This is a genomic window from Mannheimia bovis, from assembly GCF_014541205.1.
In the GTDB taxonomy this organism is placed as follows: Bacteria; Pseudomonadota; Gammaproteobacteria; order Enterobacterales; family Pasteurellaceae; genus Mannheimia; species Mannheimia bovis.
The window spans coordinates 636418-658113 of the sequence record NZ_CP061280.1; the positions used below are offsets into that span (position 1 = coordinate 636418).

Annotated in this window: 23 protein-coding genes; 14 read left to right on the forward strand and 9 right to left on the reverse strand. The window is 41.7% G+C overall.

Annotated features, from left to right (window positions below; all coding sequences use genetic code 11):
- The first annotated feature begins 2 nt into the window (after positions 1–2).
- Positions 3–1538, forward strand: coding sequence for an L-2,4-diaminobutyrate decarboxylase (ddc, locus tag ICJ55_RS03300; RefSeq protein WP_188157297.1), 1536 nt, complete (start codon positions 3–5; stop codon positions 1536–1538).
- Positions 1539–1626: 88 nt separating this feature from the next.
- Here the strand turns inward: ddc and ICJ55_RS03305 are convergent, their stop codons facing one another.
- Positions 1627–2199, reverse strand: coding sequence for an NAD(P)H-dependent oxidoreductase (locus tag ICJ55_RS03305; RefSeq protein ID WP_188157298.1), 573 nt, complete (start codon positions 2197–2199; stop codon positions 1627–1629).
- 180 nt (positions 2200–2379) lie between these two features.
- Here ICJ55_RS03305 and napF point away from each other — a divergent pair, with 180 nt between their 5' ends.
- The 7 genes from napF (at position 2380) to ICJ55_RS03340 (ending at position 8722) form a co-directional block, all read left to right on the forward strand.
- Entirely contained in the window at positions 2380–2919 is a 540-nt protein-coding gene (gene napF / locus ICJ55_RS03310) for a ferredoxin-type protein NapF (RefSeq protein WP_188157675.1), read from the forward strand.
- 2 nt (positions 2920–2921) lie between these two features.
- Entirely contained in the window at positions 2922–3188 is a 267-nt protein-coding gene (locus ICJ55_RS03315) for a chaperone NapD (protein ID WP_188157299.1), read from the forward strand.
- A 32-nt stretch (positions 3189–3220) separates the two neighbouring features.
- Positions 3221–5719: a nitrate reductase catalytic subunit NapA gene (gene napA / locus ICJ55_RS03320; protein WP_188157300.1), complete on the forward strand. Its 2499-nt coding sequence runs from the start codon at positions 3221–3223 to the stop codon at positions 5717–5719.
- A 113-nt stretch (positions 5720–5832) separates the two neighbouring features.
- Entirely contained in the window at positions 5833–6738 is a 906-nt protein-coding gene (napG, locus tag ICJ55_RS03325) for a ferredoxin-type protein NapG (protein WP_188157301.1), read from the forward strand.
- Positions 6738–7616: a quinol dehydrogenase ferredoxin subunit NapH gene (gene napH / locus ICJ55_RS03330; protein ID WP_188157302.1), complete on the forward strand. Its 879-nt coding sequence runs from the start codon at positions 6738–6740 to the stop codon at positions 7614–7616. Before napG ends, napH begins: the two co-directional genes overlap by 1 nt.
- A 55-nt stretch (positions 7617–7671) precedes the next feature.
- Positions 7672–8103: a nitrate reductase cytochrome c-type subunit gene (locus ICJ55_RS03335; protein WP_188157303.1), complete on the forward strand. Its 432-nt coding sequence runs from the start codon at positions 7672–7674 to the stop codon at positions 8101–8103.
- A gap of 10 nt (positions 8104–8113) precedes the next feature.
- Positions 8114–8722, forward strand: a complete 609-nt coding sequence (locus tag ICJ55_RS03340; protein ID WP_188157304.1) for a NapC/NirT family cytochrome c — start codon at positions 8114–8116, stop codon at positions 8720–8722.
- Positions 8723–8787: 65 nt separating this feature from the next.
- Here ICJ55_RS03340 and cpdA read toward each other — a convergent pair whose 3' ends face one another.
- On the reverse strand, positions 8788–9624 hold the full coding sequence (cpdA, locus tag ICJ55_RS03345) for a 3',5'-cyclic-AMP phosphodiesterase (RefSeq protein WP_188157305.1): 837 nt from the start codon (positions 9622–9624) through the stop codon (positions 8788–8790).
- A 221-nt stretch (positions 9625–9845) separates the two neighbouring features.
- Here cpdA and ICJ55_RS03350 point away from each other — a divergent pair, with 221 nt between their 5' ends.
- The 3 genes from ICJ55_RS03350 (at position 9846) to ICJ55_RS03360 (ending at position 11312) form a co-directional block, all read left to right on the forward strand.
- Positions 9846–10184 (forward strand): P-II family nitrogen regulator, encoded by a 339-nt coding sequence (locus ICJ55_RS03350; protein ID WP_188157306.1) that lies wholly within the window; start codon positions 9846–9848, stop codon positions 10182–10184.
- 147 nt (positions 10185–10331) lie between these two features.
- Entirely contained in the window at positions 10332–11051 is a 720-nt protein-coding gene (locus tag ICJ55_RS03355; protein ID WP_188157307.1) for a hypothetical protein, read from the forward strand.
- A gap of 30 nt (positions 11052–11081) precedes the next feature.
- Positions 11082–11312, forward strand: coding sequence for a zinc ribbon domain-containing protein (locus tag ICJ55_RS03360; RefSeq protein WP_188157308.1), 231 nt, complete (start codon positions 11082–11084; stop codon positions 11310–11312).
- A 58-nt stretch (positions 11313–11370) separates the two neighbouring features.
- Here ICJ55_RS03360 and hflX read toward each other — a convergent pair whose 3' ends face one another.
- The 4 genes from hflX to mutL all read right to left on the reverse strand — a co-directional run bounded on the left by hflX (position 11371) and on the right by mutL (position 15967).
- On the reverse strand, positions 11371–12753 hold the full coding sequence (gene hflX, locus ICJ55_RS03365; RefSeq protein ID WP_188157309.1) for a ribosome rescue GTPase HflX: 1383 nt from the start codon (positions 12751–12753) through the stop codon (positions 11371–11373).
- 28 nt (positions 12754–12781) lie between these two features.
- Positions 12782–13048, reverse strand: coding sequence for an RNA chaperone Hfq (gene hfq, locus ICJ55_RS03370; RefSeq protein ID WP_188157310.1), 267 nt, complete (start codon positions 13046–13048; stop codon positions 12782–12784).
- Positions 13049–13118: 70 nt separating this feature from the next.
- Positions 13119–14078, reverse strand: a complete 960-nt coding sequence (gene miaA / locus ICJ55_RS03375; RefSeq protein ID WP_188157311.1) for a tRNA (adenosine(37)-N6)-dimethylallyltransferase MiaA — start codon at positions 14076–14078, stop codon at positions 13119–13121.
- A 2-nt stretch (positions 14079–14080) separates the two neighbouring features.
- A complete protein-coding gene (mutL, locus tag ICJ55_RS03380; RefSeq protein WP_188157312.1) occupies positions 14081–15967 on the reverse strand; it encodes a DNA mismatch repair endonuclease MutL in 1887 nt (628 codons plus the stop codon).
- Positions 15968–16091: 124 nt separating this feature from the next.
- Here mutL and proA point away from each other — a divergent pair, with 124 nt between their 5' ends.
- The 3 genes from proA to dtd are packed head-to-tail and all read left to right on the forward strand — an operon-like array spanning position 16092 to position 18583.
- The gene (proA, locus tag ICJ55_RS03385; protein WP_188157313.1) at positions 16092–17330 is read left to right on the forward strand and encodes a glutamate-5-semialdehyde dehydrogenase; all 1239 of its coding nucleotides are present in this window, start codon (positions 16092–16094) and stop codon (positions 17328–17330) included.
- Between the two features lies 1 nt (position 17331).
- Positions 17332–18174: a virulence factor BrkB family protein gene (locus ICJ55_RS03390; protein WP_188157314.1), complete on the forward strand. Its 843-nt coding sequence runs from the start codon at positions 17332–17334 to the stop codon at positions 18172–18174.
- Positions 18149–18583 carry a D-aminoacyl-tRNA deacylase gene (gene dtd, locus ICJ55_RS03395; RefSeq protein WP_188157315.1) on the forward strand — a complete coding sequence of 145 codons (435 nt, stop codon included), beginning with the start codon at positions 18149–18151 and terminating at the stop codon, positions 18581–18583. The genes ICJ55_RS03390 and dtd overlap by 26 nt, the downstream gene beginning before the upstream one ends.
- A 34-nt stretch (positions 18584–18617) precedes the next feature.
- On the opposite strand, the gene mutM is transcribed toward dtd, so the two are convergent.
- From mutM to fabG, 3 genes are all read right to left on the reverse strand, one after another.
- The gene (gene mutM, locus ICJ55_RS03400; protein WP_188157316.1) at positions 18618–19442 is read right to left on the reverse strand and encodes a bifunctional DNA-formamidopyrimidine glycosylase/DNA-(apurinic or apyrimidinic site) lyase; all 825 of its coding nucleotides are present in this window, start codon (positions 19440–19442) and stop codon (positions 18618–18620) included.
- 55 nt (positions 19443–19497) lie between these two features.
- Positions 19498–20787 (reverse strand): branched-chain amino acid transport system II carrier protein, encoded by a 1290-nt coding sequence (brnQ, locus tag ICJ55_RS03405; protein WP_188157317.1) that lies wholly within the window; start codon positions 20785–20787, stop codon positions 19498–19500.
- A 168-nt stretch (positions 20788–20955) separates the two neighbouring features.
- Entirely contained in the window at positions 20956–21678 is a 723-nt protein-coding gene (fabG, locus tag ICJ55_RS03410; RefSeq protein ID WP_188157318.1) for a 3-oxoacyl-ACP reductase FabG, read from the reverse strand.
- Positions 21679–21696: the final 18 nt, after the last annotated feature.

The following is a 21696-nucleotide window of genomic DNA, read 5'->3' on the forward strand; positions in this document are numbered from 1 at the left end:
AAATGACAGATATTTCCAAACACAGACAATCGCTATTTTGTAGCGATCCACAATCCATTGCAGATTATGAAACCGCAATGAACAATGCGGTGCAAGCGGTATCAAATTGGTTAAAAAATGAAAAAATGTACACCGGCGGTTCAATCAAGCAAATGCGAGCCTTGATTGACGGCTTCAAGCCTACTAAAGAGGGCGTGGGGGTGCAAAAATCTCTTGAGCATTTAGTGGAGATTTTTCTCAACCCAAGCCTTAAGGTTCACCACCCACACTCTTTGGCTCATTTACATTGCCCGACAATGGTTACCAGCCAAATTGCCGAAGTGTTGATTAATGCGACTAACCAATCAATGGACTCTTGGGATCAAAGCCCGGCTGGGTCGATTATGGAAGAGCATTTAATTGACTGGTTACGCCAAAAAGTCGGCTATGGCGAAGGTACTGCTGGAGTGTTTACTTCAGGTGGTACGCAGTCGAATTTAATGGGCGTGTTGTTGGCTCGTGATTGGGCGATTGCGAACCGTTGGAAAAACGAAGATGGCTCTGAGTGGTCGGTGCAAGCGAATGGTATTCCTGCTGAGGCAATGAAAAATGTGAAAGTAGTTTGCTCGGAAAATGCCCACTTCTCGGTACAAAAAAATATGGCGATGATGGGAATGGGCTTCCAATCGGTAGTCACTGTGCCGTCAAATGCTAATGCTCAAATGGACTTAGAGGCGTTAGCCAAAACCTTAGCAGACTTGAAAGCTGATGGTAAAATCGTTGCCTGTATCGTAGCAACTGCAGGTACAACCGATGCTGGTGCGATTGACGATCTCAAAGCAATCCGCAAATTAGCCGATGAATACCAAGCGTGGTTACACGTTGATGCCGCTTGGGGCGGAGCGTTATTATTATCGAAAGATTTCCGTCATTTCTTAGACGGCATCGAATTAACAGACTCAATCACGCTCGATTTCCACAAGCATTTCTTCCAATCGATTTCCTGTGGGGCATTCTTGTTAAAAGATCAAGCGAACTATCGCTTTATTGATTACAAAGCAGATTACCTCAACTCAGAATATGATGAAGAACACGGTGTGCCTAACTTGGTGGCGAAATCATTGCAAACTACCCGCCGTTTTGATGCGTTGAAATTGTGGTTTACAGTAGAGGCGTTAGGCGAAGAACTCTATGCCTCAATGATTGACCACGGTGTGTATTTATCCAAAGAGGTTGAGGCTTACATCACCGCAACCGAAGGCTTGGAAATGCTTGTGCCGGCACAATTTGCTTCAGTTTTATTCCGTGTTGTGCCGAAAGGCTATCCGGCAGAATTTGTGGATACATTGAACCAAAACGTGGCTGATGAGCTGTTTGCTCGTGGTGAGGCGAATATTGGCGTAACCAAAGTCGGCAATAATCAATCGTTAAAAATGACGACCTTAAGCCCGATTGCCACCCTCGAGAACGTGAAAGCGTTGTTAGGGCAGGTGTTGGCAGAGGCAGATCGCATTAAAGATTCAATTGTGAACGGGACTTACGTTCCTCCGATTGATTAAACAATTTGCAAAATTTCTTTGAAATTCGACCGCTTGTAAGCCTCAAATCAGCCTGCAAGCGGTTATTTTTATCTTATTTTTTGCAAGTTTATTTCAATATTTCCCTGCAAGATTGCTCCACTTCTTGCAAGATGGCGGCATAATCGGTTTCTTTCAAGCCAATATCACCAAAATAGTGCATTTGTACTTCACTAATGCCGCAGAACTCAAATAACCCTTTCCCCAAAGTGTGTTCAAAGGCAGCCAAAAAGCCTTTTCTTTCATATTTTTCATTCGGATTGCCAAGCGTAACAAATTGTTGCATTTTTTTATTTGTAAGCAAGCCGATACTTTCAATTTCGCCATTTTGATAAGCAAAATCGTAACTTAGTACACGATCTAGATAGCCTTTCAAAATAGCAGGAAAGCCCATCCACCAAAGCGGGTAAATCAGTGTGATGACATCAGCCTCTCGCCAATATTGATGCTCTGTTGAGATGTCTGGTGAATATTGCTGAGATAAGGTTTGAGAAAATTCCTGCCAAGTTAAAACAGGGTCAAAATTCAGCCGATATAGATCTCGTACCACCACATTATTTGGTGATGCTTCAATCGCTTTTTCCAAAATGGCGTGGTTAAAACTGTGATTTGCGGGGTGAGCGTAGATAATGAGATGTTTCACTATTTCTTACCTTTTATCTTTTCTTTTGTTTGGCTAATAGAGGATCTTAATGAAAATTTCTTTGATGGAAATCAATGTTTTGGCGAATACTGGAGCAAATACCCCGTTTGAGGAATGAACGATAATCGGTGAACATTGGATAATTTAGCCTATGATAATGGCATTAAAAATGGTGTTTTCTTGACCAATAATCCTAATCAATCACTTCCTCGCCGCAACTTTTTACGAGGGCAATTTTTAGATTCACTAAAAAGTGAAAAAGTCAGTCGGCAAGGGTATGAGCCAATTCGTCCGCCTTGGGCTAATTTAGCAAATTTTTTAGAAAAATGCACCGCTTGTGATAACTGCATTCAGGCTTGTGAAACAAGCATTATTGTGAAAGGGGCTGGTGGTTATCCGGAAGTTGATTTTAGCAAAGGCGAATGTACGTTCTGTGAAAAATGTGTGCAATCTTGCGAAGCTGATGTTTTCCGAGCCGTTTCGGAAGAGGCTTGGAGCCACAAAATTGAAATTCAAGACAGTTGTTTATTGAAACAGGGAACAGAATGCCGAAGTTGTGGCGACAGTTGTGAGATGCGAGTAATCCGTTTTCGCCCAAGTTTAGGTGGCATTGCTCAAATGACATTAAATTTAGAAAGCTGTAACGGCTGTGGGGCTTGTTTGAGCGTTTGCCCGACAAGTGCAATTAAAATCAGCCGCAGTAACAATACAGGCAAATAAATATGAGTGAAAAATTATCTGAAAACGAAAACTGGTATGTTTGTAGCCTTGTGGTGCAAGCAAAGCCGGAAAAATTGGAAGACGTAAAGGCTGAGATCCTGAAAATTCCTTATACCGAAATTCACGGGGAAAAACCGGAAGAAGGCAAATTAGTCGTAACGATCGAAAGTGATGTGCATTTAGCTCTTTCAGATCGTATCGATCAGGTAAGAGATATTAAAGGTGTGATTGTGGTCTCCTTAATCTCAAACTATATCGATGAACAGTAGAGTTATTTTTGAAGCAAACGTGGGACAGTGTTATGGAACTCAATCGTAGAGATTTTATGAAAGCAAATGCAGCGGTGGCTGCAGCTGCTGCGGCAGGAATTGTGATTCCTGTGAAGAACGTTCAAGCTGATGATAGCGGTATTCGTTGGGACAAAGCCCCTTGCCGTTATTGCGGTACAGGTTGTAGTGTACTTGTGGGTACAAAAGATGGCAAAGTGGTGGCAACACAAGGCGACCCGGATGCAGAAGTAAACCGTGGTTTAAACTGTATTAAAGGTTATTTCTTATCGAAAATGATGTACGGTGCAGACCGTATGCAAGAGCCGATGCTTCGTATGAAAGACGGTAAATTTGATAAGAACGGTGATTTTACGCCGGTTTCTTGGGATCAAGCCTTTACTATTATGGCAGAGAAAATCAAAGCCATTATTAAAGCTAAAGGTCCGAATGCAGTAGGTATGTTCTCATCAGGTCAAACAACCATTTTTGAGGGTTACGCAAAAGTTAAACTTTGGAAAGGCGGTTTCCGCTCAAATACTATCGACCCGAATGCACGTCACTGTATGGCGTCTGCCGCAGTTGCCTTTATGCGTACTTTCGGTATGGATGAGCCGATGGGTTGCTATAACGACATCGAAAAAACCGATGCTTTTGTACTTTGGGGCTCAAATATGGCGGAAATGCACCCGATTTTATGGTCGCGTATTTCTGACCGCCGTTTATCGAATGACAAAGTGCGTGTGGTGGTAATGTCTACTTACGAACACCGTTCGTTTGAATTGGCAGATACTCCGATTATCTTCAAACCTCACTCAGATTTAGCGATCTTAAACTATATCGCTAACTACATTATCCAAAACGATAAAGTGAACTGGGATTTCGTAAACAAACACACCAAATTCAAACGTGGTGAAACTAATATCGGTTACGGTTTACGTCCGGAGCACAAATTACAACAAAATACCAATGCGAAAACTGCAGGCAAAATGTATGACAGTGACTTCGAAGAATTTAAGAAAATCGTTGCACCTTATACATTAGAAGAAGCACACCGCATTTCAGGCGTGCCGAAAGAGCAGTTAGAAACGTTAGCGAAAATGTACGCAGATCCGGATCAAAAATTAGTATCGTTCTGGACAATGGGCTTTAACCAACATACACGTGGTGTATGGGTGAACCATATGATGTACAACGTACACTTATTAACCGGTAAGATTTCACAAGAAGGTAATGGACCGTTCTCATTAACCGGTCAGCCGTCCGCTTGTGGTACGGCACGTGAAGTGGGTACCTTCATTCACCGTTTACCGGCAGATATGGTGGTAACTAATCCGAAACACCGTGAGATCGTAGAAAAAGCATGGAAATTACCTGCCGGTGCGATTCCTGATGTGCCGGGCTTCCACGCTACAGCACAAAGCCGTGCATTAAAAGACGGTAAGCTCAATTTCTTATGGCAAATGTGTACCAACAATATGCAAGGTGGTCCGAATATTAACGAAGAGATCTTCCCGGGCTGGCGTAATCCTGAAAACTTTATTGTGGTATCTGACCCATATCCATCAGTATCAGCGGTAGCTGCAGACTTAATTCTTCCAACCTGTATGTGGGTAGAGAAAGAGGGTGGCTACGGTAATGCTGAACGCCGCACACAATTCTGGCGTCAAATGGTTAAAGGACCTGCGAATGCTCGCTCAGATACATGGCAATTAGTAGAATTCTCCAAATACTTCAAAGTAGAAGAAGTATGGCCGGAAGAGTTATTGGCTAAAGCCCCGGAATTACGTGGTAAAACGTTATATGAAATCCTTTACACCAACGGTAAAGTGGACAGCTACCAAGTACCGACTAATATTCCGGGCTATATGAATGATGAAGCAGAGCACTTCGGTTACTACATTCAAAAAGGTTTATTTGAAGAATATGCAGAGTTCGGCCGTGGTCACGCACACGACTTAGCGGATTTCGACACTTACCATAAATTACGCGGTTTACGTTGGCCGGTAGTGAAAGATGAGAAAACAGGCGAATACAAAGAAACCTTATGGCGTTACCGCGAAGGTTACGACCCGTATGTTCAACCGGGCGAAGGTTTCTCATTCTACGGCAACCCAGATAAGAAAGCCGTGATTTTAGGCGTGCCTTATGAACCACCTGCGGAAGCACCGGATGAAGAATACGATTTATGGTTCTGTACCGGCCGTGTTCTAGAACACTGGCACACAGGTACAATGACCCGTCGTGTTCCTGAGTTACACAAAGCATTCCCAACCAACTTGGTTTGGATGCACCCGAACGATGCGAAAAAACGCGGTTTACGTCACGGTGACAAAGTGAAAGTGATTTCACGCCGTGGGGAGTATGTATCGAACTTAGATACTCGTGGACGTAACAAGTGTCCGGAAGGTTTAATTTACTCAACCTTCTTCGATGCGGCACAGTTAATTAATAAAGTGACGTTAGACGCAACAGATCCAATTTCATTTGAAACCGACTTCAAAAAATGTGCGGTTAAAGTGGTTAAGGCTTAATTGATCGCTCTCCCTCCTTGATGGGGAGAGGGTGATGCAACAAGCGGTTAAATTTCACTAAATTTTTGCAAAAAAATTGGAAAAAATAACCGCTTAGATAAGAGGAACCCTCAATGAAAATGGATCCAAATCGCCGTCAGTTCTTAAAAAATGTGACTCGCACCACTGCCGGTGTTTGTGGTGTAGGCATGATTTTAGGGCTACAGCAGAAACAAAGTTTAGCACGCCAAGGTGTGGCATTACGCCCACCCGGTGCTTTGCCGGAGCAAGACTTTTTAAGTGCTTGTACCCGTTGCGGGCAGTGCGTACAAGCTTGTCCGTACGATATGTTGCACTTAGCTTCACTAATTTCCCCTCTGGAAGCCGGTACACCTTATTTCATCGCACGTGATAAACCTTGCGAAATGTGCGTGGATATTCCGTGTATGAACGCGTGTCCGACCGGGGCGTTAAGTGAAGAGCTAAAAGACATTGATGATGCTCGAATGGGCTTGGCGGTCTTATTAGACCACGAAACCTGCCTTAACTGGCAAGGCTTGCGTTGTGATGTGTGCTATCGAGTTTGCCCTTTAATTGATAAAGCGATCACGCTCGAAGAAATTCATAACGACCGTACTGTGATTCACGCAAAACTGATTCCAACGGTCAATTCTGATGCCTGTACAGGTTGCGGAAAATGTGAGCAGGCTTGCGTATTGGAAGAGGCTGCAATCAAAGTATTGCCAATGGATTTAGCGAAAGGCTTACTTGGTCGTCACTACCGTTTAGGCTGGAAAGAAAAACAAAACGCAGGTAAATCATTAATTGAAGATGTGCATCCGGATGGCTTACGCCCAGCCTATGAGGCAAGAATGCCGGAAGGTCACCACGAGCCTGTATATCAACATATGCAGGTGAAACCTGATGTGAAAGTGTCAACACCAAGTCGTGCAACTCAAGATTATGTACCAAGCTCCACAACTGTTGAAGCACCGGAACATTTCCCTGATTTAGACTTGAATTTGAAGGGGGTGAAATAATGTCAGCTAATTCTCCTAAAAATGCAGGTTTAGAAGCACGTCAGAAATTAGGTTGGTGGCACGCATACCGCTTTTTAATTCTGAGACGTTTAAGTCAGCTTAGCATTATTTTAATGTTTATCAGCGGTCCGCTTTGGAATGTGTGGATTTTAAAAGGCAACTATAGCGGCAGTTTATTGCTTGATACCGTGCCGATGACTGATCCGTTAATGGCAGCTGAAGTATTAGCCACAGGCTATCGCCCGGAATGGACGGTACTAGTCGGGGCGTTAGTTATTGTTGCATTCTATGCGATTGTCGGGAGCAAGTTATTTTGTAGCTGGGTTTGCCCGATGAATATCGTGACTGATGCCGCTGCTTGGTTAAGACGAAAATTAGGCATTCGCCAAACTGCCAAAATTTCCCGCAATTTGCGTTATGTGATTTTAGCGGTGATTTTAGTTGGTAGTGCGATTTCCGGCACACTATTATGGGAATGGATTAATCCTGTTGCTGCTTTAGGTCGTGTTTTTGTTTTCGGACTGGGTGCAACGCTATGGCTTGTGTTAGTTGTGTTCTTATTCGATCTTTTAGTGGCTGAACACGGCTGGTGTGGGCATCTCTGCCCGATTGGTGCAACTTATGCGTTAATTGGAGCAAAAAGCCTGATAAAGGTTAAGGTGGTTGATCGTAACCGTTGTGATAACTGTATGGATTGCTACAACGTTTGCCCTGAGCCACAAGTGCTTCGAGTGCCGCTACACGGAAAACCTGAAGAAAGTACTGTTATTTTATCGAAAGATTGTATTACTTGCGGACGTTGCATTGATGTGTGTGCGGAAAATGTCTTTGCCTTTGGAACCCGTTTTCAAGGCAGCATTGATGTGAAAAATATTTAAATTTTTATCTTGGTTTTTACTTTAAAAACAAGAATTCTAATGGAGTGAACCTCAAATGAGAAAATATCTTGCCTTAATTTTAGCTGCATTAACCGGTTTTGCAGCGGCAGAAGCACCAAAACTTTCCGGTGGTATTGATGCTACAACGGAAAGTATTGCCCCTGGATTCCATAATCCGAAGAAAGATACCGGCAATATTCCGACAACTTTCCCGTTTCAACCGCCTCTCGTGCCACATAGCATTCGTGGCTTACAAGTGAGCAAAAATGTAAACCACTGTTTAGGTTGTCACGCAATCGAGCCGTCAAAAACAACAGGTGCAACACGTTTACCTGCAAGCCATTTTATGGATCGTAATGGTAAAGTATATGAGAATGAATCACCTCGACGTTATTTCTGCTTGCAATGCCACGTGCAACAAACAGATGTAAATCCGATTATTCAAAATAAATTTGAATCTGTACGTGGATATGTGGAAAACAAGTAAGGAGTAAAATATGTTAGGAAAATTTTGTAAGTGGCTTCGTAGCCCAAGTAAAATGGCGATTGGTGCGGTAATTCTAATTTCAGCATTAGGTGGTATTTTTGCGTGGAGTGGTTTCAACGCAGGTCTTGCTTATACCAATACCGAAGAGTTCTGCTCAAGCTGCCATATGAATGATGTAGTGCCGGAGTATCGTGCATCAGCTCACTACTCAAACCGTAGCGGTGTGAAAGCAATCTGTTCAGACTGCCACGTTCCGCACGAGTTCTTCCCGAAATGGCAACGTAAAATTATTGCGGCTAAAGAAGTATATGCTCACTACACCGGTAAAGTGGATACTAAAGAGAAGTTTGAAGCTCACCGTGGTGAAATGGCAATCCGTGAATGGGAGCGTATGAAAGCTAACGACTCACAAGAGTGCCGTAATTGTCACAACTTCGAGGATATGGACTTTACCCAACAAAAAACAGTGGCACAGCAAATGCACACATTGGCTCAAGAACAAGGTAAAACTTGTATCGACTGTCACAAAGGTATTGCACATAATCTTCCGCATATGGAAGCGATTCAGAAAAACTTTATTCCAGATGATTTAATCAAAAAATCAGAAGAGAAAAAATAACATCTAAAAAAATAGCCCTCAAATAAGAATTGAGGGCTTTTATTTTGAACTGGCTATGGGTTATTTTAGTAACCAAGAGCATTCAGATTTGGTAAAAAATCATTGCAATTTAACCGCTTGACGGTAGTTTCTATCACACCATTTTCGTGGAGTATAATTTCTCGCCAGCCTTGAGGCAACAAATCTAAGGTAAATTGATCGCAATTCGGCTTGAATTGAATGCAAGTCGAAGGTGTAGCGTAAATAGGAATACCATTCCAAACATCATCTACCTGTTGATGGATATGTCCGTGTACAATCCCTTTGATATTATCAAACGGCTGTAAAATTTTTGCTAATTCATCACTATTTTTTAGACTGTGCTGATCAAGCCAAGCAGAATTTGTTGGCAGAATATTATGATGCAATGCGATTAACGTAAAACGTTCCGAGTATTCATTTAATTTTTCTTCTAGCCACTTTAGTTGGTGGTAACAAAGTTCACCATAAGGCATACCGGCAACTTGTGTATTTAATAGAAGAAGTTGCCATTTCTCGCCGATTAAAATCTGCTTCTGCGGTAAAATATGCGAATACTCACCTAAAATTTCAGCCATATTCGGTTGAACATCGTGATTACCCTCTAGCCATACAACCGGTGTTTTTAATGGCTCGGTCAGTTGGGCAAAATAGTGATATCCGGCAATATTATGATCTTGAATTAAATCCCCCGTTGAAAGAACTAAATCAAAACCTTGTTGCGTTTGCTCAATTTGTTTTTGTATCTGCTCAATGACAGCTGAGAAACTTTTGACTGTTTTAACATTGAGCAGAGTTTCCTCTGTGTGAGAAAACAAATGCGGATCGGTTATCTGCAATAACCGAACTGTGCCATTTTTCGGCAACTCAAACTGTTCGCTCATTCTTATGTGCCTATTCAAATTTTCATAAATTTTAACTCACTAAATTTTACCAGTAAGCGAAAATGAAAAATGTGTTCTATGCCGCATTTTTCAAAAAAAGTGTAAAAAATTTTGAAAAAACAACCGCTTGTAATATGGTTTTAGTGTTATCAAATGATATTTCTTGCACACATAGATATAGCTTTTTATACTTACTGTAAGCGAATAAAAGAGGAGAACAAATGAAACTCATCACAACCATTATCCAACCCTCAAGGTTAGACCAAGTGCGAGATGCTCTTTCAGAAATCGGCATTCAAGGTATGACTATAACGGAGGTAAAAGGCTTTGGTCGGCAATATGGACATAGCGAAGAAGAGCTTTCGCAAATTAATACTATTGATTTTCGTCTTAAAATTAAAGTTGAAGTATTAGTTTCAGATTATCAAACTGATGCGGTGATTGATGCAATTTTAAATGCCTCTTATTCAGGGCAAGTAGGCGACGGCAAAATTTATGTTGCGAATATTGAACAAGTCATTCGTACTCGTACGGGTGAAACTGATGATGAAGCTGTCTAAATAAATGTATAGTAAATGAAGTATTTTTAATCTAAAAAGACATTGTTTAAGTAATGAAGGCAATTAAATATTCACTTTAAAGAGAATAAATATTATCATTTTACCCCCTAAAATAGGTAAACTTAAATGAGGGGTGTATAACTGATTATGCTTTATAGACACATCAATAAAATTATCAATTCTTCATTTTCTCTTGCATTTTTTACTATTACCAGCTTCGCTACCGCTTATTGTTATGGCTGGGGGCAAGCACTTTTTCACGGCTACCCTTGGTGGCACGTTGAAATAGGTAATGCCAGTATGGCAAGAAGCCTTGCCTATGTGTTCGGTACTTCTGTAGTCTTATTTTTATGCTACGCACTTGGTTATTATTTATTATACAAAGTATTTAAGTTGAGTTATTTCCAATATCTTGGCTGGCTAAGGGTAATAGTGCTTGTTTCGGTATTTGCCGCACCGGTTATGCTCAGTTTTTATCTCTTTGTTGGGTTCGTGCCGATTTATATTCCTATTATTTACATTCTGATAACGTGCCTTAGCGTTTTCTTTTTTCAGAATAGGTGGAACAATACCGCTTTCGACCTCGATTTCAGAAAAATGGTATTAAGAGAAAACTTTTGGTTCTTCAATCTGTTTATTTTTCTCTATTTTAGCTTGCTTTCTCTGCATATCGGCTATGTTCGGGCAGGATTACGTACAACTTACGATTATATAGAAATTGATAGCCAAAAATATTATATTCTCTCAACCAATAGCGATAACGGGTATATTATGGGTGAAAAGTTACAAGATAATGATAGCTTTATCTTTTTTAATCGAGATAACCAAAATTATTACCGTATCTGTATTGAAAAATTTTCGCAATAAATTATTCACAATTCTTGTAAGGGGAGAATTATGGCATTACATCGCTGCCCGGAGTGCAGAAAACGGATTAGTGACAGTGTAGAAAGTTGCCCACATTGTGGCTTCTCGTTTAAAGAAGCGGATTTAGAAATTTACCGTAAGAAGCTCGAACAACGTAGATTACACAACCAAGAAGTGAATCGTAAAAGTGTAAAATTACAACTTATCTGGTTAGGCATATTTACAGTGGTGATTGGTATTGCAACAATAATTGTAAATTAATTGACAAATTTGACCGCTTGAAAGGGTAAAAGAGGCATTTAATGCCTCTTATTCATTTTTATGCCCATTTAGCAAGTTCTACGTATTCGCTTATTTCAGGAAACTGCTTCAACCATTTATTCCATTGCACTTCGTTTACTTCAATAGAAATAATACGCTCACCAAAATCGTTGAAATGTTCTGTTTTAATGCAATTTTCAGCTTTAAACTGGGCATAAATTGCCCCTGCAGTAACAGGGAGGAGTAGCGTTTCACGCACTAAATGACTTCGTAGCCTTTCTTGTATTGCTTGGAATAAGAGCTCAATTCCTTGATTTTCTTGTGCGGAAAGATAAATCGCAATAGCTATACCATCATCATTACGTTCGATATGTGGCTCGACTCCCTCTAGTTTATCTATTTTATTAAAGACTAAAAGTGTTGGAATTTCCAGTGCACCAATTTCATCAAGCACTTGATTTACCGCATCAATATTTTCATTTTTGCGATCGTCTGAACCATCAATAACGTGCAAGAGTAATGTTGCTTCGGTGGTTTCTTGTAAGGTCGATTTGAACGCAGAAACCAAATCGTGTGGCAGAAAGCGAATAAAACCTACCGTATCGGCAAGAATTGTTGTGCCAACATCTTGCACCTGAATGCGACGTAACGTCGGATCAAGTGTCGCAAATAGTTGATCTGCCGCATAAACACCCGCTTGGGTGATGGCATTAAACAAGGTAGATTTGCCTGCATTGGTATAGCCAACAAGGGAGACAGTTGGAATATCCGCTTTTTGACGTGTTTTCCGATTTTGATTTCGTTGCTTGCTGACTTTTTCCAAACGGCTTAAAAGTTGCTGAATTCGCACTTTGATCAAACGGCGATCTGTTTCCAGCTGAGTTTCACCCGGACCTCGTAAGCCAACAGCTCCCCCTTTTTGCTGATCTTGATTGGTTACACGGCGAACTAAGCGGGTTGATAAATGGCGAAGCTGTGCCAGTTCTACCTGTAGTTTCCCCTCGTGTGATCTTGCACGCTGGGCGAAAATATCGAGGATCAAGCCTGTTCTATCCACCACACGACAGTTGCATAAGGATTGCAAATTCCGTGTTTGAGCCGGGCTAAGTTGATGATTTACGAGCACAACGGTTGCCTCAAGTTGTTCTACCGCTTCAGCAATTTCTTCTGCTTTACCTTGTCCGACATAATATTTGATATGGGGGGCTGGGCGAGTTGTAGTTAGAGTTGCCAGTACTTCAACCCCCGCAGATTCTGCCAATGTTTGAAATTCAAGCAGATTTTCGACATCTTTATATTGTCCAAGATAGAGATGCACAAGAATAGCTTTATCTCTGCCGTCTTCGGCAGCTTCGTTGATTTCTGAAATTTGGCTTGCTTCAGATAAAGCAAAGCCAAACCCAGCATCTTCTTCTGAGTTTGGCAATGATTCATTTAACATTTTTTGATTGATAATGTTGATTATTCCGTTATTCAGTAGATTCTGTTGCAGCTTGAGCGTGCTGGTTTTGGTTGTTATTGTTGTTATGCGATAACGCACGAGCAGGAACAACCGTTGAAATAGCGTGTTTATACACCATTTGGCTCACCGTGTTTTTTAACAAGATCACGAATTGGTCGAATGATTCGATCTGACCTTGTAATTTAATGCCGTTCACTAAATAAATTGAAACCGGAATACGCTCACGGCGAAGTGCATTCAAATATGGATCTTGTAAAGATTGACCTTTTGCCATTTTATTTTTCCTTTTTATTGTTTTGTGTTGATATTAGGACAGCAAATTATGTTATAAGTGCCAAAGGCATTTAGATATTATCACAATTATTTAAATAATGATCGATCTTTTCAACCATTTTTTCTTTGGAGCTGGTCGGATCTAGACTATCTAGCCAGGTCAGTTCGCCTTGCCAGCTACGAAGCCAGGTAATTTGTCGTTTTGCTAGTTGGCGGGTAGCACAAATCCCTTTGAAGATCGCTTCATCAAGTGAAATATCGCCTTGTAAATATTCCCACATTTGGCGATAACCCACACAGCGAATTGACGGTAAATTGATATGCAAATCTTCACGCAAAAATAACCGCTTGACCTCCTCTTCAAAGCCCAGATCGATCATTTTATGAAAACGTTGTTCAATGCGTTGATGAAGTACAGCTCTGTCTTGTGGTGCAATTGCAAATTGCAGAATGTTATACGGCAACGTTTCGCCTTGTTGGGCAGTAAGTTCTGTCATTGTTTTACCTGTAATGTAAAACACTTCTAACGCACGGTTAATACGTTGGCTATCATTTGGATTAATCCTTGTTCCAGCAACAGGGTCGATTTTTACTAATTCTTGGTGCAGAACCGCCCAACCGTGTTGCTCTGCTCTTGCTTCAATTTCGGCACGAATAGTTGGAGCAGCAGACGGCAACGGTGAAAGCCCTTCCAACAAGGCTTTGTAGTAAAGCATTGTGCCACCCACCAAGAGCGGAATTTTGCCCTGTGCGGTAATCTCCGCCATTTCACGCAACGCATCGGCGTGAAAGTTCATCGCCGAATAACTTTCCGCCGGGTCTAAAATATCAATTAAGCGATGCGGAGCCAGTTCCAATTCAGTTTTACTTGGCTTCGCCGTACCGATGTCCATTCCCTTGTAAATCAAGGCGGAGTCCACACTAATTACCTCAACCGGTAATTCCTGTCTGAGAGCGATGGCTAAATCTGTTTTGCCTGAGGCAGTCGGACCCATTAAAAAAAGGGCGAGGGGTTTATTTAGTTTTATCATTTTTATAAATAGCTAGAAAAATCAATATATGTTCGGATTTTTTCAACCTCTTTCTTCCCATTAGCATAAAGTTCAATTTCTGAGAGCAGAGCAATCACTTCACTTAAAGTGCAAGCGGTTGGCATTTCACATTTTTTTGCAAAAAATTCGGCTAAATTGACCGCTTGTGTTTGGTTGAATAATGCAAAGAGTAGCTGTTGCAGATTTTGCTCTCTTACTGCTTGAGGTACGGAAAGAAGCGTTAGCCTTGTTTGCTCCTGCCAATGTTTTTCGGTAATCGAAAAGCCAAGTTCTGATAATCCTTCCCTATATTGTTGCCAGCGTTCCGTTTGTGGTTCATCTAAAGTGAGGTTAAGAGGAATGAGCAAGGCTTGAGCTTGCCCTTTACTGAGTTGATAAGTAAATTTTAGCTCGGCAAGTTTTGCTAGTGGAATTAAGTAAAAATCGTCCCCTTCTTTCATTAATACCGCTTGGTTTTTCACAATAGCTAAAGCTTGAGAATGGTTGGTTGCAAGCGGTGTAATTTGCTCCATTTTTTGCAAAACAGGTTCGGGTTTTGTTTCCACTTTTGGTTCAAATGTTGGCATTTGAATAGCGGTTCTTTCTACTTTTTCTGCTCGAATATCTGAACCACTCAGGAGTTCGTTATACCATTTTTGAGCTGATTGAGAACTACTACTTCGCTCAAATTTCGGCGTAAAAGGCGAGTGAGTAGAGCGATTTGCATTTTGTTGTGAAAATTCGCCCGCTTGTATTGGCTCTTTGGGCTGTGTAAATACATTTTGCCCAGCGGCTTGGCGGTTAGTGTCTTTCGCATAAGCCGGCATTGGTTCATTGAGTTCGTTCCGTAGTTCAAGTGTGGGCTGTGCTTGTTGTAGACTATTGCTGACACCTTGCAAAATAAAATCGTGTACCAGCCTTCCTTGATGGAAACGCACTTCGTGTTTAGCCGGGTGGACGTTTACATCCACCATTGTAGGATCTAAATCTAAGAAAATCACAAACGCTGGGTAGTTTCCTGTTGCAATGCTCTCTCCATAGGCTTGGCGGATTGCGTGATTGATGGTTTTGTCTCGCATCATTCGCCCGTTTACATAGCTATAGCAAAGATCGTTTTGTGGACGAGCAAGCATCGGTGAGCCAACCCAGCCGTGTAAGTGCAAATCGCCGTGTTGCCAGTCAATATAATTGGCGTTTTGGATAAATTCCTCGCCGCAAATCGCTGCTACCCGTTTCTGTTTTTGCTCTACGGATTGATCGGCAACTTTGCGATATTGGCGTACGATTTTGCCATTGTGGCTTAAGGTAAAACTCACGTTCGGTTTAGCCAGGGCGATGCGTCGGATAACTTCGTCAATATGGGCGAACTCGGTTTTATCGGTGCGTAAAAATTTACGGCGTGCCGGTGTGTTGAAAAACAGATTAGCGACTTCAATTGTTGTGCCGATAGGGTGCGAAGCCGGTTGAATTTCCACTGCCATTTCTCGCCCTTGTGCGTAAGCCTGCCACGCTTCACTTTGCTCTGCGGTGCGAGAGGTGAGGGTTAGACGGGAAACCGAGCTGATACTCGCCAATGCCTCGCCCCTAAAGCCTAGGCTTAAAATGGCTTCCAAATCTTCCAAACTGCTGATTTTGCTCGTGGCGTGGCGAGCGAGTGCCAACGGCAGATCTTGCTTGCTGATGCCGCAGCCGTTATCTCGAATGCGGATCAGTTGTGAGCCACCTTTCTCAATATCAATTTGAATGTTGTCCGCCCCGGCATCAAGGCTGTTTTCCACCAACTCTTTCACCACGGACGCAGGGCGTTCCACTACCTCACCAGCTGCAATTTGGTTCGCCAGTTGAGGGGGGAGGATATGGATAAGTTGATTTGGAGTGGTGGTTGTCATTTTCTGCCTTGGTGGTTTCTAAAAATTAACCCCATTCTATCCAATTTTCTTCCCTTTTGCATATTTCTTCTCAGAAAAGAAAATGGTAGATTAACACTTATTTTACAAAAACGAGAAAAAATTTATGCAAATGATCGACCTTGCTCAACAAGCAAAACAAGCCAGTTTTGAGCTGGCACAATTTGGAAATCGTCAAAAAAATCAAGCCTTGCTAACAATTGCCGATAGCCTTGAACAACGTGCGGCGGAAATTTTGGCAGCGAATGCGAAAGATATTGAGTTTGCCCAGTCGCAAGGGATTTCAGCGGCGATTATTGACCGCTTGTTATTAAACGAAAGCCGCTTAAAAGGCATTGCGAACGACGTGCGAAATGTGGCGAAACTCGCCGATCCGGTCGGGCAAATAATTGATGGCGGTGTGCTAGACAGCGGTTTGAAAATCGAACGCCAGCGTGTGCCGCTGGGTGTGATTTTAACCATTTATGAAGCTCGCCCGAACGTAACTATTGATGTCGCTTCGCTCTGCTTGAAAACGGGCAATGCGGTGATTTTACGTGGCGGTAAGGAAACCAAATTTACCAATGCGGTGCTGGTGGACGTGGTGCAAGCCGCTCTGGAAAAAGCCGGTTTGCCGAAATTAGCGGTGCAAGCAGTGACCGATCCTGATCGTGCCTTATTATTGGAATTGCTAAAACTTGATCGTTACATTGATATGGTGATCCCTCGTGGCGGTGCGGGCTTGCATCAATTCTGTAAAGAAAATTCGACTATTCCGGTGATTGTGGGCGGCATTGGTGTATGCCATTTATTTGTGGACAAAACGGCTGATCAGGAAAGATCGCTTGAGGTGATTGCGAATGCGAAAACCCAGCGTCCAAGCACTTGTAATACCCTTGAAACCTTGTTGGTAGATAAAGCGGTAGCGGTCGAATTTTTGCCAAAACTTGCAGAAAGAATGAAAGCATTAAAAGTGACTTTACATACCAACGATTTGCAAAAAACAGACGGAATTGAACCGCTTGTAGAGGAAGAACTTACTAGAGAATGGGGTTCCCTCGATCTAAACCTTGTCGTGGTGGATAATTTACAACAAGCGGTAGAACATATCAGCCAATACGGCTCGCAACATTCAGAGGGAATTTTAACCTCCGATTACCAAACCGCTCGCCAATTTGTGCAGCAGGTTGATGCGGCAGCGGTTTACATTAACTCTAGCACTCGCTTTACCGATGGTGGCGAGTTCGGTTTAGGAGCGGAAGTGGCGGTTAGCACGCAAAAATTACACGCCCGAGGCCCGATGGGCTTGGAGGCTCTCACCACCTACAAATGGGTGTGCGAAAGCGATTATTTGGTGAGGAGCTAGAATGCTGAAGCAGATTTTTGAATTTTTTAAATTGTTTGCGAAGCGTTATTCGGAAAATAAAATTGCGATTTCAGCAGGTTATCTGACTTACAGCACAATGCTTGCCATTGTGCCGTCAATTATCGTGCTGTTTTCCATTTTTACGCTTTTCCCTCTGTTTTATGAAGCCAGTGAAATGTTAAAGGCGTTTATTTACGACAACTTCGCCCCAAGTGCAAGTGATACCGTATCAGAATATCTTGAGCTGTTTGTGGCGAATGCAAAAAAAATGGGGCTCGTCAGTATTATCGGTTTATTTGTGGTTGCACTGATGCTGATTAAAAGCATTGATGAAGCTCTTAATACTATTTGGCATAACAATAAGAATAGACCGATGTGGTTCTCTTTCTTGCTCTATTTTTTAATTTTAATCTTTGGACCTTTGTTGGCAGGAGCTAGTATTGCGATCAGCACTTATGTGATGTCATTAGCGATTTTTAGTGGTTCCGGGGCGTTGTCGTTAGGGCAGCATTTATTAGAATTAATGCCGTTTTTCTTGATTTGGTTGCTGTTTACCTTGGTGTATAAATTTATCCCGATCACAAAGGTAAAATTTAAGCACGCAGCCATTGGGGCATTACTGGCAGCAGTATTCTTTACCTTGGGTAAACAAGCCTTTATTTGGTATATCACGGCTTTTCCATCTTACCAAGCGATTTACGGAGCCTTGGCAGTGTTACCGATTATGTTAGTGTGGATTCAGTTAAGCTGGCAAGTTGTATTATTGGGCGGTCAGTTCTCCGCAATATTAAAAGAAATTGAAGAGGGTAAAGAAAGAGATGATCGGATTGATTCAGCGAGTTAAATGGGCGAAAGTGGAAGTAGAAAATCAAACCGTTGGCGAAATTCAGCACGGTTTATTGGTTCTGCTTGGCGTTGAAAAAGATGACGATGAAGCTAAAGCCGATAAACTATTAGAAAAAGTGCTGAATTACCGAGTGTTTTCTGATGAGCAAGACAAAATGAATTTGAATGTTCAGCAAGCTGGCGGTAGCCTGCTCGTGGTTTCGCAGTTCACCCTTGCGGCAGATACGAACAAAGGTTTACGCCCAAGTTTTTCAAAGGGAGCTGCTCCAATTGATGCTGAGCGTTTATACGACTATTTTCATCAGCAAGCAGCGGCAAAAATTCATACCCAGACAGGGCAGTTTGCCGCAGATATGCAAGTTAGCTTACAAAATGACGGACCTGTTACGTTTTGGTTGCAGGTTTAGGTAAGAAAAAAGAGAGCTTTTGCTCTCTTTTTGGTTATTTAGGCAATTTCTGACATTTCGGACAGAAGTAAGTGTTACGTTGCCCAATCACTTTGGTTTCAATGGGTTTTCCACAATCATTACAGGCTTTCCCTTTTCTGCCATATACTTGCAGCACTTGAGCAAAATAGCCAGGTTTACCGTCAGGTTGGATAAAATCTTTGAGCGTTGTGCCGCCTTGAATAATGGCTTTAGTTAGTACTTCTTTGATGGTTTTCACTAAACGCTCGCATTGCTTTTTAGTCAGATTTTGTGCTGCAAGCTCAGGGTGAATAGCAGCCATAAATAAACTTTCGCACGCATAGATATTTCCAACGCCCACAACTACTTCATTTGTCATAATAAAGGTTTTACAAGCGGTCGTTTTTTTACGACTTTTTGCAAATAAATAATCGGGTGTGAAATCGTCTGAAAGCGGTTCAGGTCCAAGTTTACGTAGTAGTTCGTGATTTTCAGCCTTTTCTGCCCATAGCCAGCAGCCGAATTTGCGAGGATCGTTATAGCGTAAAACAGTGCCGTTTTGGGTAATAAGATCGACGTGGTCGTGCTTGCCAATTTCTTTTTGTTGGTTTTCTTGCAAAATGCCAAGTGAGCCGGACATTCCCAAGTGGACTAAAATATCACCTTTGTCGGTTCGAATAATCAGATATTTCGCCCGTCTTTCTACTGCTTCGATTTTTGCATTTTGCATTGCGGAAAGCTCATCGCTCACTGCCCAGCGTAGTTTAGGTTGGCGGACCATTATTTGCTTAATTGTTTGTCCTTTTAAATAAGGCTCGATGCCTCGCACGCTGGTTTCAACTTCGGGTAATTCAGGCATTTTTACTCCTTATAGTAAAAAGGTGCGTTTATAAACGCACCCTAAATGTTGTTAATTAGGCTTTTTTACCAAATAGATAACCAATTACTGTACCTGCAATTGCAAACGGAATCCACTCCATTGAAATAGATTTCAACGGCAGAGCGTTTATCACTTCCACACCGGCAACGGATAAAATGGACACAATAGTAACCAGTGCTAATGGTAAGCGTTGAGCCAGTAATGGCAGTCTAATAAAGATGTTAATAAACATTAGGAAGATAACCGTCATCGCAATCGGATATAGCACTAACAACACCGGCACTGATTTTGAGATAACAAAATCTAAGCCTTGATTAGCAATGCCAAAGCTAATAAGCGTAAAAATCAATACATACACTTTATAGGAAATTTTCGGGAATACTTCATTGAAATATTCGCTTGTGGTTACGATTAACCCAATTGAAGTGGTTAAACAGGCAAGAGTTACAATTACGCCCAGTAGCGTACGACCAAACTCACCGAAGGTATCAGTTGCGACACTATTAAGAATAAATGTACCGATGTTTTGACCTTTTGCATTCAGCTCTGCGAGAGTTTCTGCACTAATCGGATAGTGATTACCAATCCACGCAAGAGAAATGTAAATTGCTGCTAATGCAATAGCTGCAATTACCCCAGCCATTGAAGTCTGCTTGATTAAGTCCTTACCGCCGATACCTTTCGCCTTAATTGCACTAATCACAATCACAGAAAAAGTAATTGAGGCTAGAGCATCCATTGTTAAATAACCTTCAACAATACCTGTAAAGAGAGGGGTTTCAGGATCAGCTTTAGTTGCTGCTACAGGCAATTCATTTCCGCCTAATAAGATAACCGCTTTAACAACTAATGCTAAAATCGCAACTAACAATACAGGGGTTAAAATTGCCCCGATTCTATCTACTACCGTTGATGGGTTTAAGCTGAACCATACCGCAATCAAGTAATAAACGAGTGTAAATATCAATAAAGAAACTGTGCTATTTTCGCCAATAAAGGGTACAACCGCCATTTGGTAAGCCGTTGCCCCTGTACGAGGAATTGCAAAGAATGGTCCGATAGTTAAATAAATTGCCATTAAAAACAGTAGAGAAAAGTAAGGGTGAACATTTTTGCTCAACGCTTCTTTGTAACCACCTTGATAATAACCGCTCACGGCAATTCCGAGCAGTGGCAAACCAACACCGGTAAGTACGAAGCCAATAATAGAAGGTAGAAAATCAACGCCACTATCTAAACCGAGTTTTGGCGGAAAAATTAAGTTACCCGCCCCAAAGAAAATCGCAAAGAGCATAAAGCCCACGATGAAGGTATTTTTAGTCATAATAATTACTACTTAAAATTAAAAGGAAAGACATTAAAAAATAAGGGGGGATTTTGCCATATTTGCAAACTTCTTGCAAAAAAAGACCGCTTGATATTGTGGAAAAATGCGTTTTTAGAGAAGAAAAGTCGGCAAATTGCCGACTTTTAACAAAATAGAAAGGAAATATTAACTCATATATAACCCACCATTCACGTGAATGGTTTCACCGTTGATATAACGTGCATCATCTGAGGCTAAGAATGCTACTGCTTTTGCAATATCTTGTGGAGAGCCAAGTTCGCCAGCCGGAATTTGGCTTAAGATTGCATTGCGTTGATCTTCGTTTAGTTCATCGGTCATATCGGTTGCAATAAAGCCCGGAGCAACCACGTTTACTGTAATGCCACGACTTGCTACTTCTTTTGCGAGGGATTTAGAAAAACCGACTAAACCTGCTTTGGCGGCACAATAGTTTGTTTGACCCGGGTTACCCATTGAACCTACTACTGAGCCAATGCTAATAATACGTCCGCCTTTTTTCATCATTGGGCGTAAAACAGCTTTAGACAAACGATAAACTGATGTAAGGTTAGTTTGAATGATGTCGAACCAATCATCATCTTTCATACGCATTAATAAACCATCACGGGTGATGCCAGCGTTATTCACTAACACATCCACATCACCAAAGGTTTCTTTAATCTGTTTTAACACAGAATCAATAGATTCTGCATCTGCCACGTTTAGTACTAAACCTTTACCATTTTCGCCTAAGTAAGCAGAAATAGACTCCGCACCTTTTTCAGAGGTCGCCGTGCCAACTACTGTGTAACCTTTTGCCACCAATTCTTCAGCAATTGCTTTGCCGATACCACGAGTTGCACCTGTAACTAATGCGATTTTGCTCATACATTCTCCTATAAAAGA

Coding starts and splice junctions, on each gene's coding strand:
- ICJ55_RS03390 (WP_188157314.1), top strand. CDS start 17,332: ATGCTGAAGCAGATTTTTGAATTTTTTAAATTGTTTGCGAAGCGTTAT.
- napG (WP_188157301.1), top strand. CDS start 5,833: ATGAAAATGGATCCAAATCGCCGTCAGTTCTTAAAAAATGTGACTCGC.
- napH (WP_188157302.1), top strand. CDS start 6,738: ATGTCAGCTAATTCTCCTAAAAATGCAGGTTTAGAAGCACGTCAGAAA.
- brnQ (WP_188157317.1), bottom strand. CDS start 20,787: ATGACTAAAAATACCTTCATCGTGGGCTTTATGCTCTTTGCGATTTTC.
- hfq (WP_188157310.1), bottom strand. CDS start 13,048: ATGGCAAAAGGTCAATCTTTACAAGATCCATATTTGAATGCACTTCGC.
- ICJ55_RS03335 (WP_188157303.1), top strand. CDS start 7,672: ATGAGAAAATATCTTGCCTTAATTTTAGCTGCATTAACCGGTTTTGCA.
- ICJ55_RS03315 (WP_188157299.1), top strand. CDS start 2,922: ATGAGTGAAAAATTATCTGAAAACGAAAACTGGTATGTTTGTAGCCTT.
- miaA (WP_188157311.1), bottom strand. CDS start 14,078: ATGATAAAACTAAATAAACCCCTCGCCCTTTTTTTAATGGGTCCGACT.
- ICJ55_RS03355 (WP_188157307.1), top strand. CDS start 10,332: ATGCTTTATAGACACATCAATAAAATTATCAATTCTTCATTTTCTCTT.
- ICJ55_RS03340 (WP_188157304.1), top strand. CDS start 8,114: ATGTTAGGAAAATTTTGTAAGTGGCTTCGTAGCCCAAGTAAAATGGCG.
- ICJ55_RS03360 (WP_188157308.1), top strand. CDS start 11,082: ATGGCATTACATCGCTGCCCGGAGTGCAGAAAACGGATTAGTGACAGT.
- fabG (WP_188157318.1), bottom strand. CDS start 21,678: ATGAGCAAAATCGCATTAGTTACAGGTGCAACTCGTGGTATCGGCAAA.
- napA (WP_188157300.1), top strand. CDS start 3,221: ATGGAACTCAATCGTAGAGATTTTATGAAAGCAAATGCAGCGGTGGCT.
- mutL (WP_188157312.1), bottom strand. CDS start 15,967: ATGACAACCACCACTCCAAATCAACTTATCCATATCCTCCCCCCTCAA.
- ddc (WP_188157297.1), top strand. CDS start 3: ATGACAGATATTTCCAAACACAGACAATCGCTATTTTGTAGCGATCCA.
- proA (WP_188157313.1), top strand. CDS start 16,092: ATGCAAATGATCGACCTTGCTCAACAAGCAAAACAAGCCAGTTTTGAG.
- cpdA (WP_188157305.1), bottom strand. CDS start 9,624: ATGAGCGAACAGTTTGAGTTGCCGAAAAATGGCACAGTTCGGTTATTG.
- ICJ55_RS03350 (WP_188157306.1), top strand. CDS start 9,846: ATGAAACTCATCACAACCATTATCCAACCCTCAAGGTTAGACCAAGTG.
- dtd (WP_188157315.1), top strand. CDS start 18,149: ATGATCGGATTGATTCAGCGAGTTAAATGGGCGAAAGTGGAAGTAGAA.
- hflX (WP_188157309.1), bottom strand. CDS start 12,753: ATGTTAAATGAATCATTGCCAAACTCAGAAGAAGATGCTGGGTTTGGC.
- mutM (WP_188157316.1), bottom strand. CDS start 19,442: ATGCCTGAATTACCCGAAGTTGAAACCAGCGTGCGAGGCATCGAGCCT.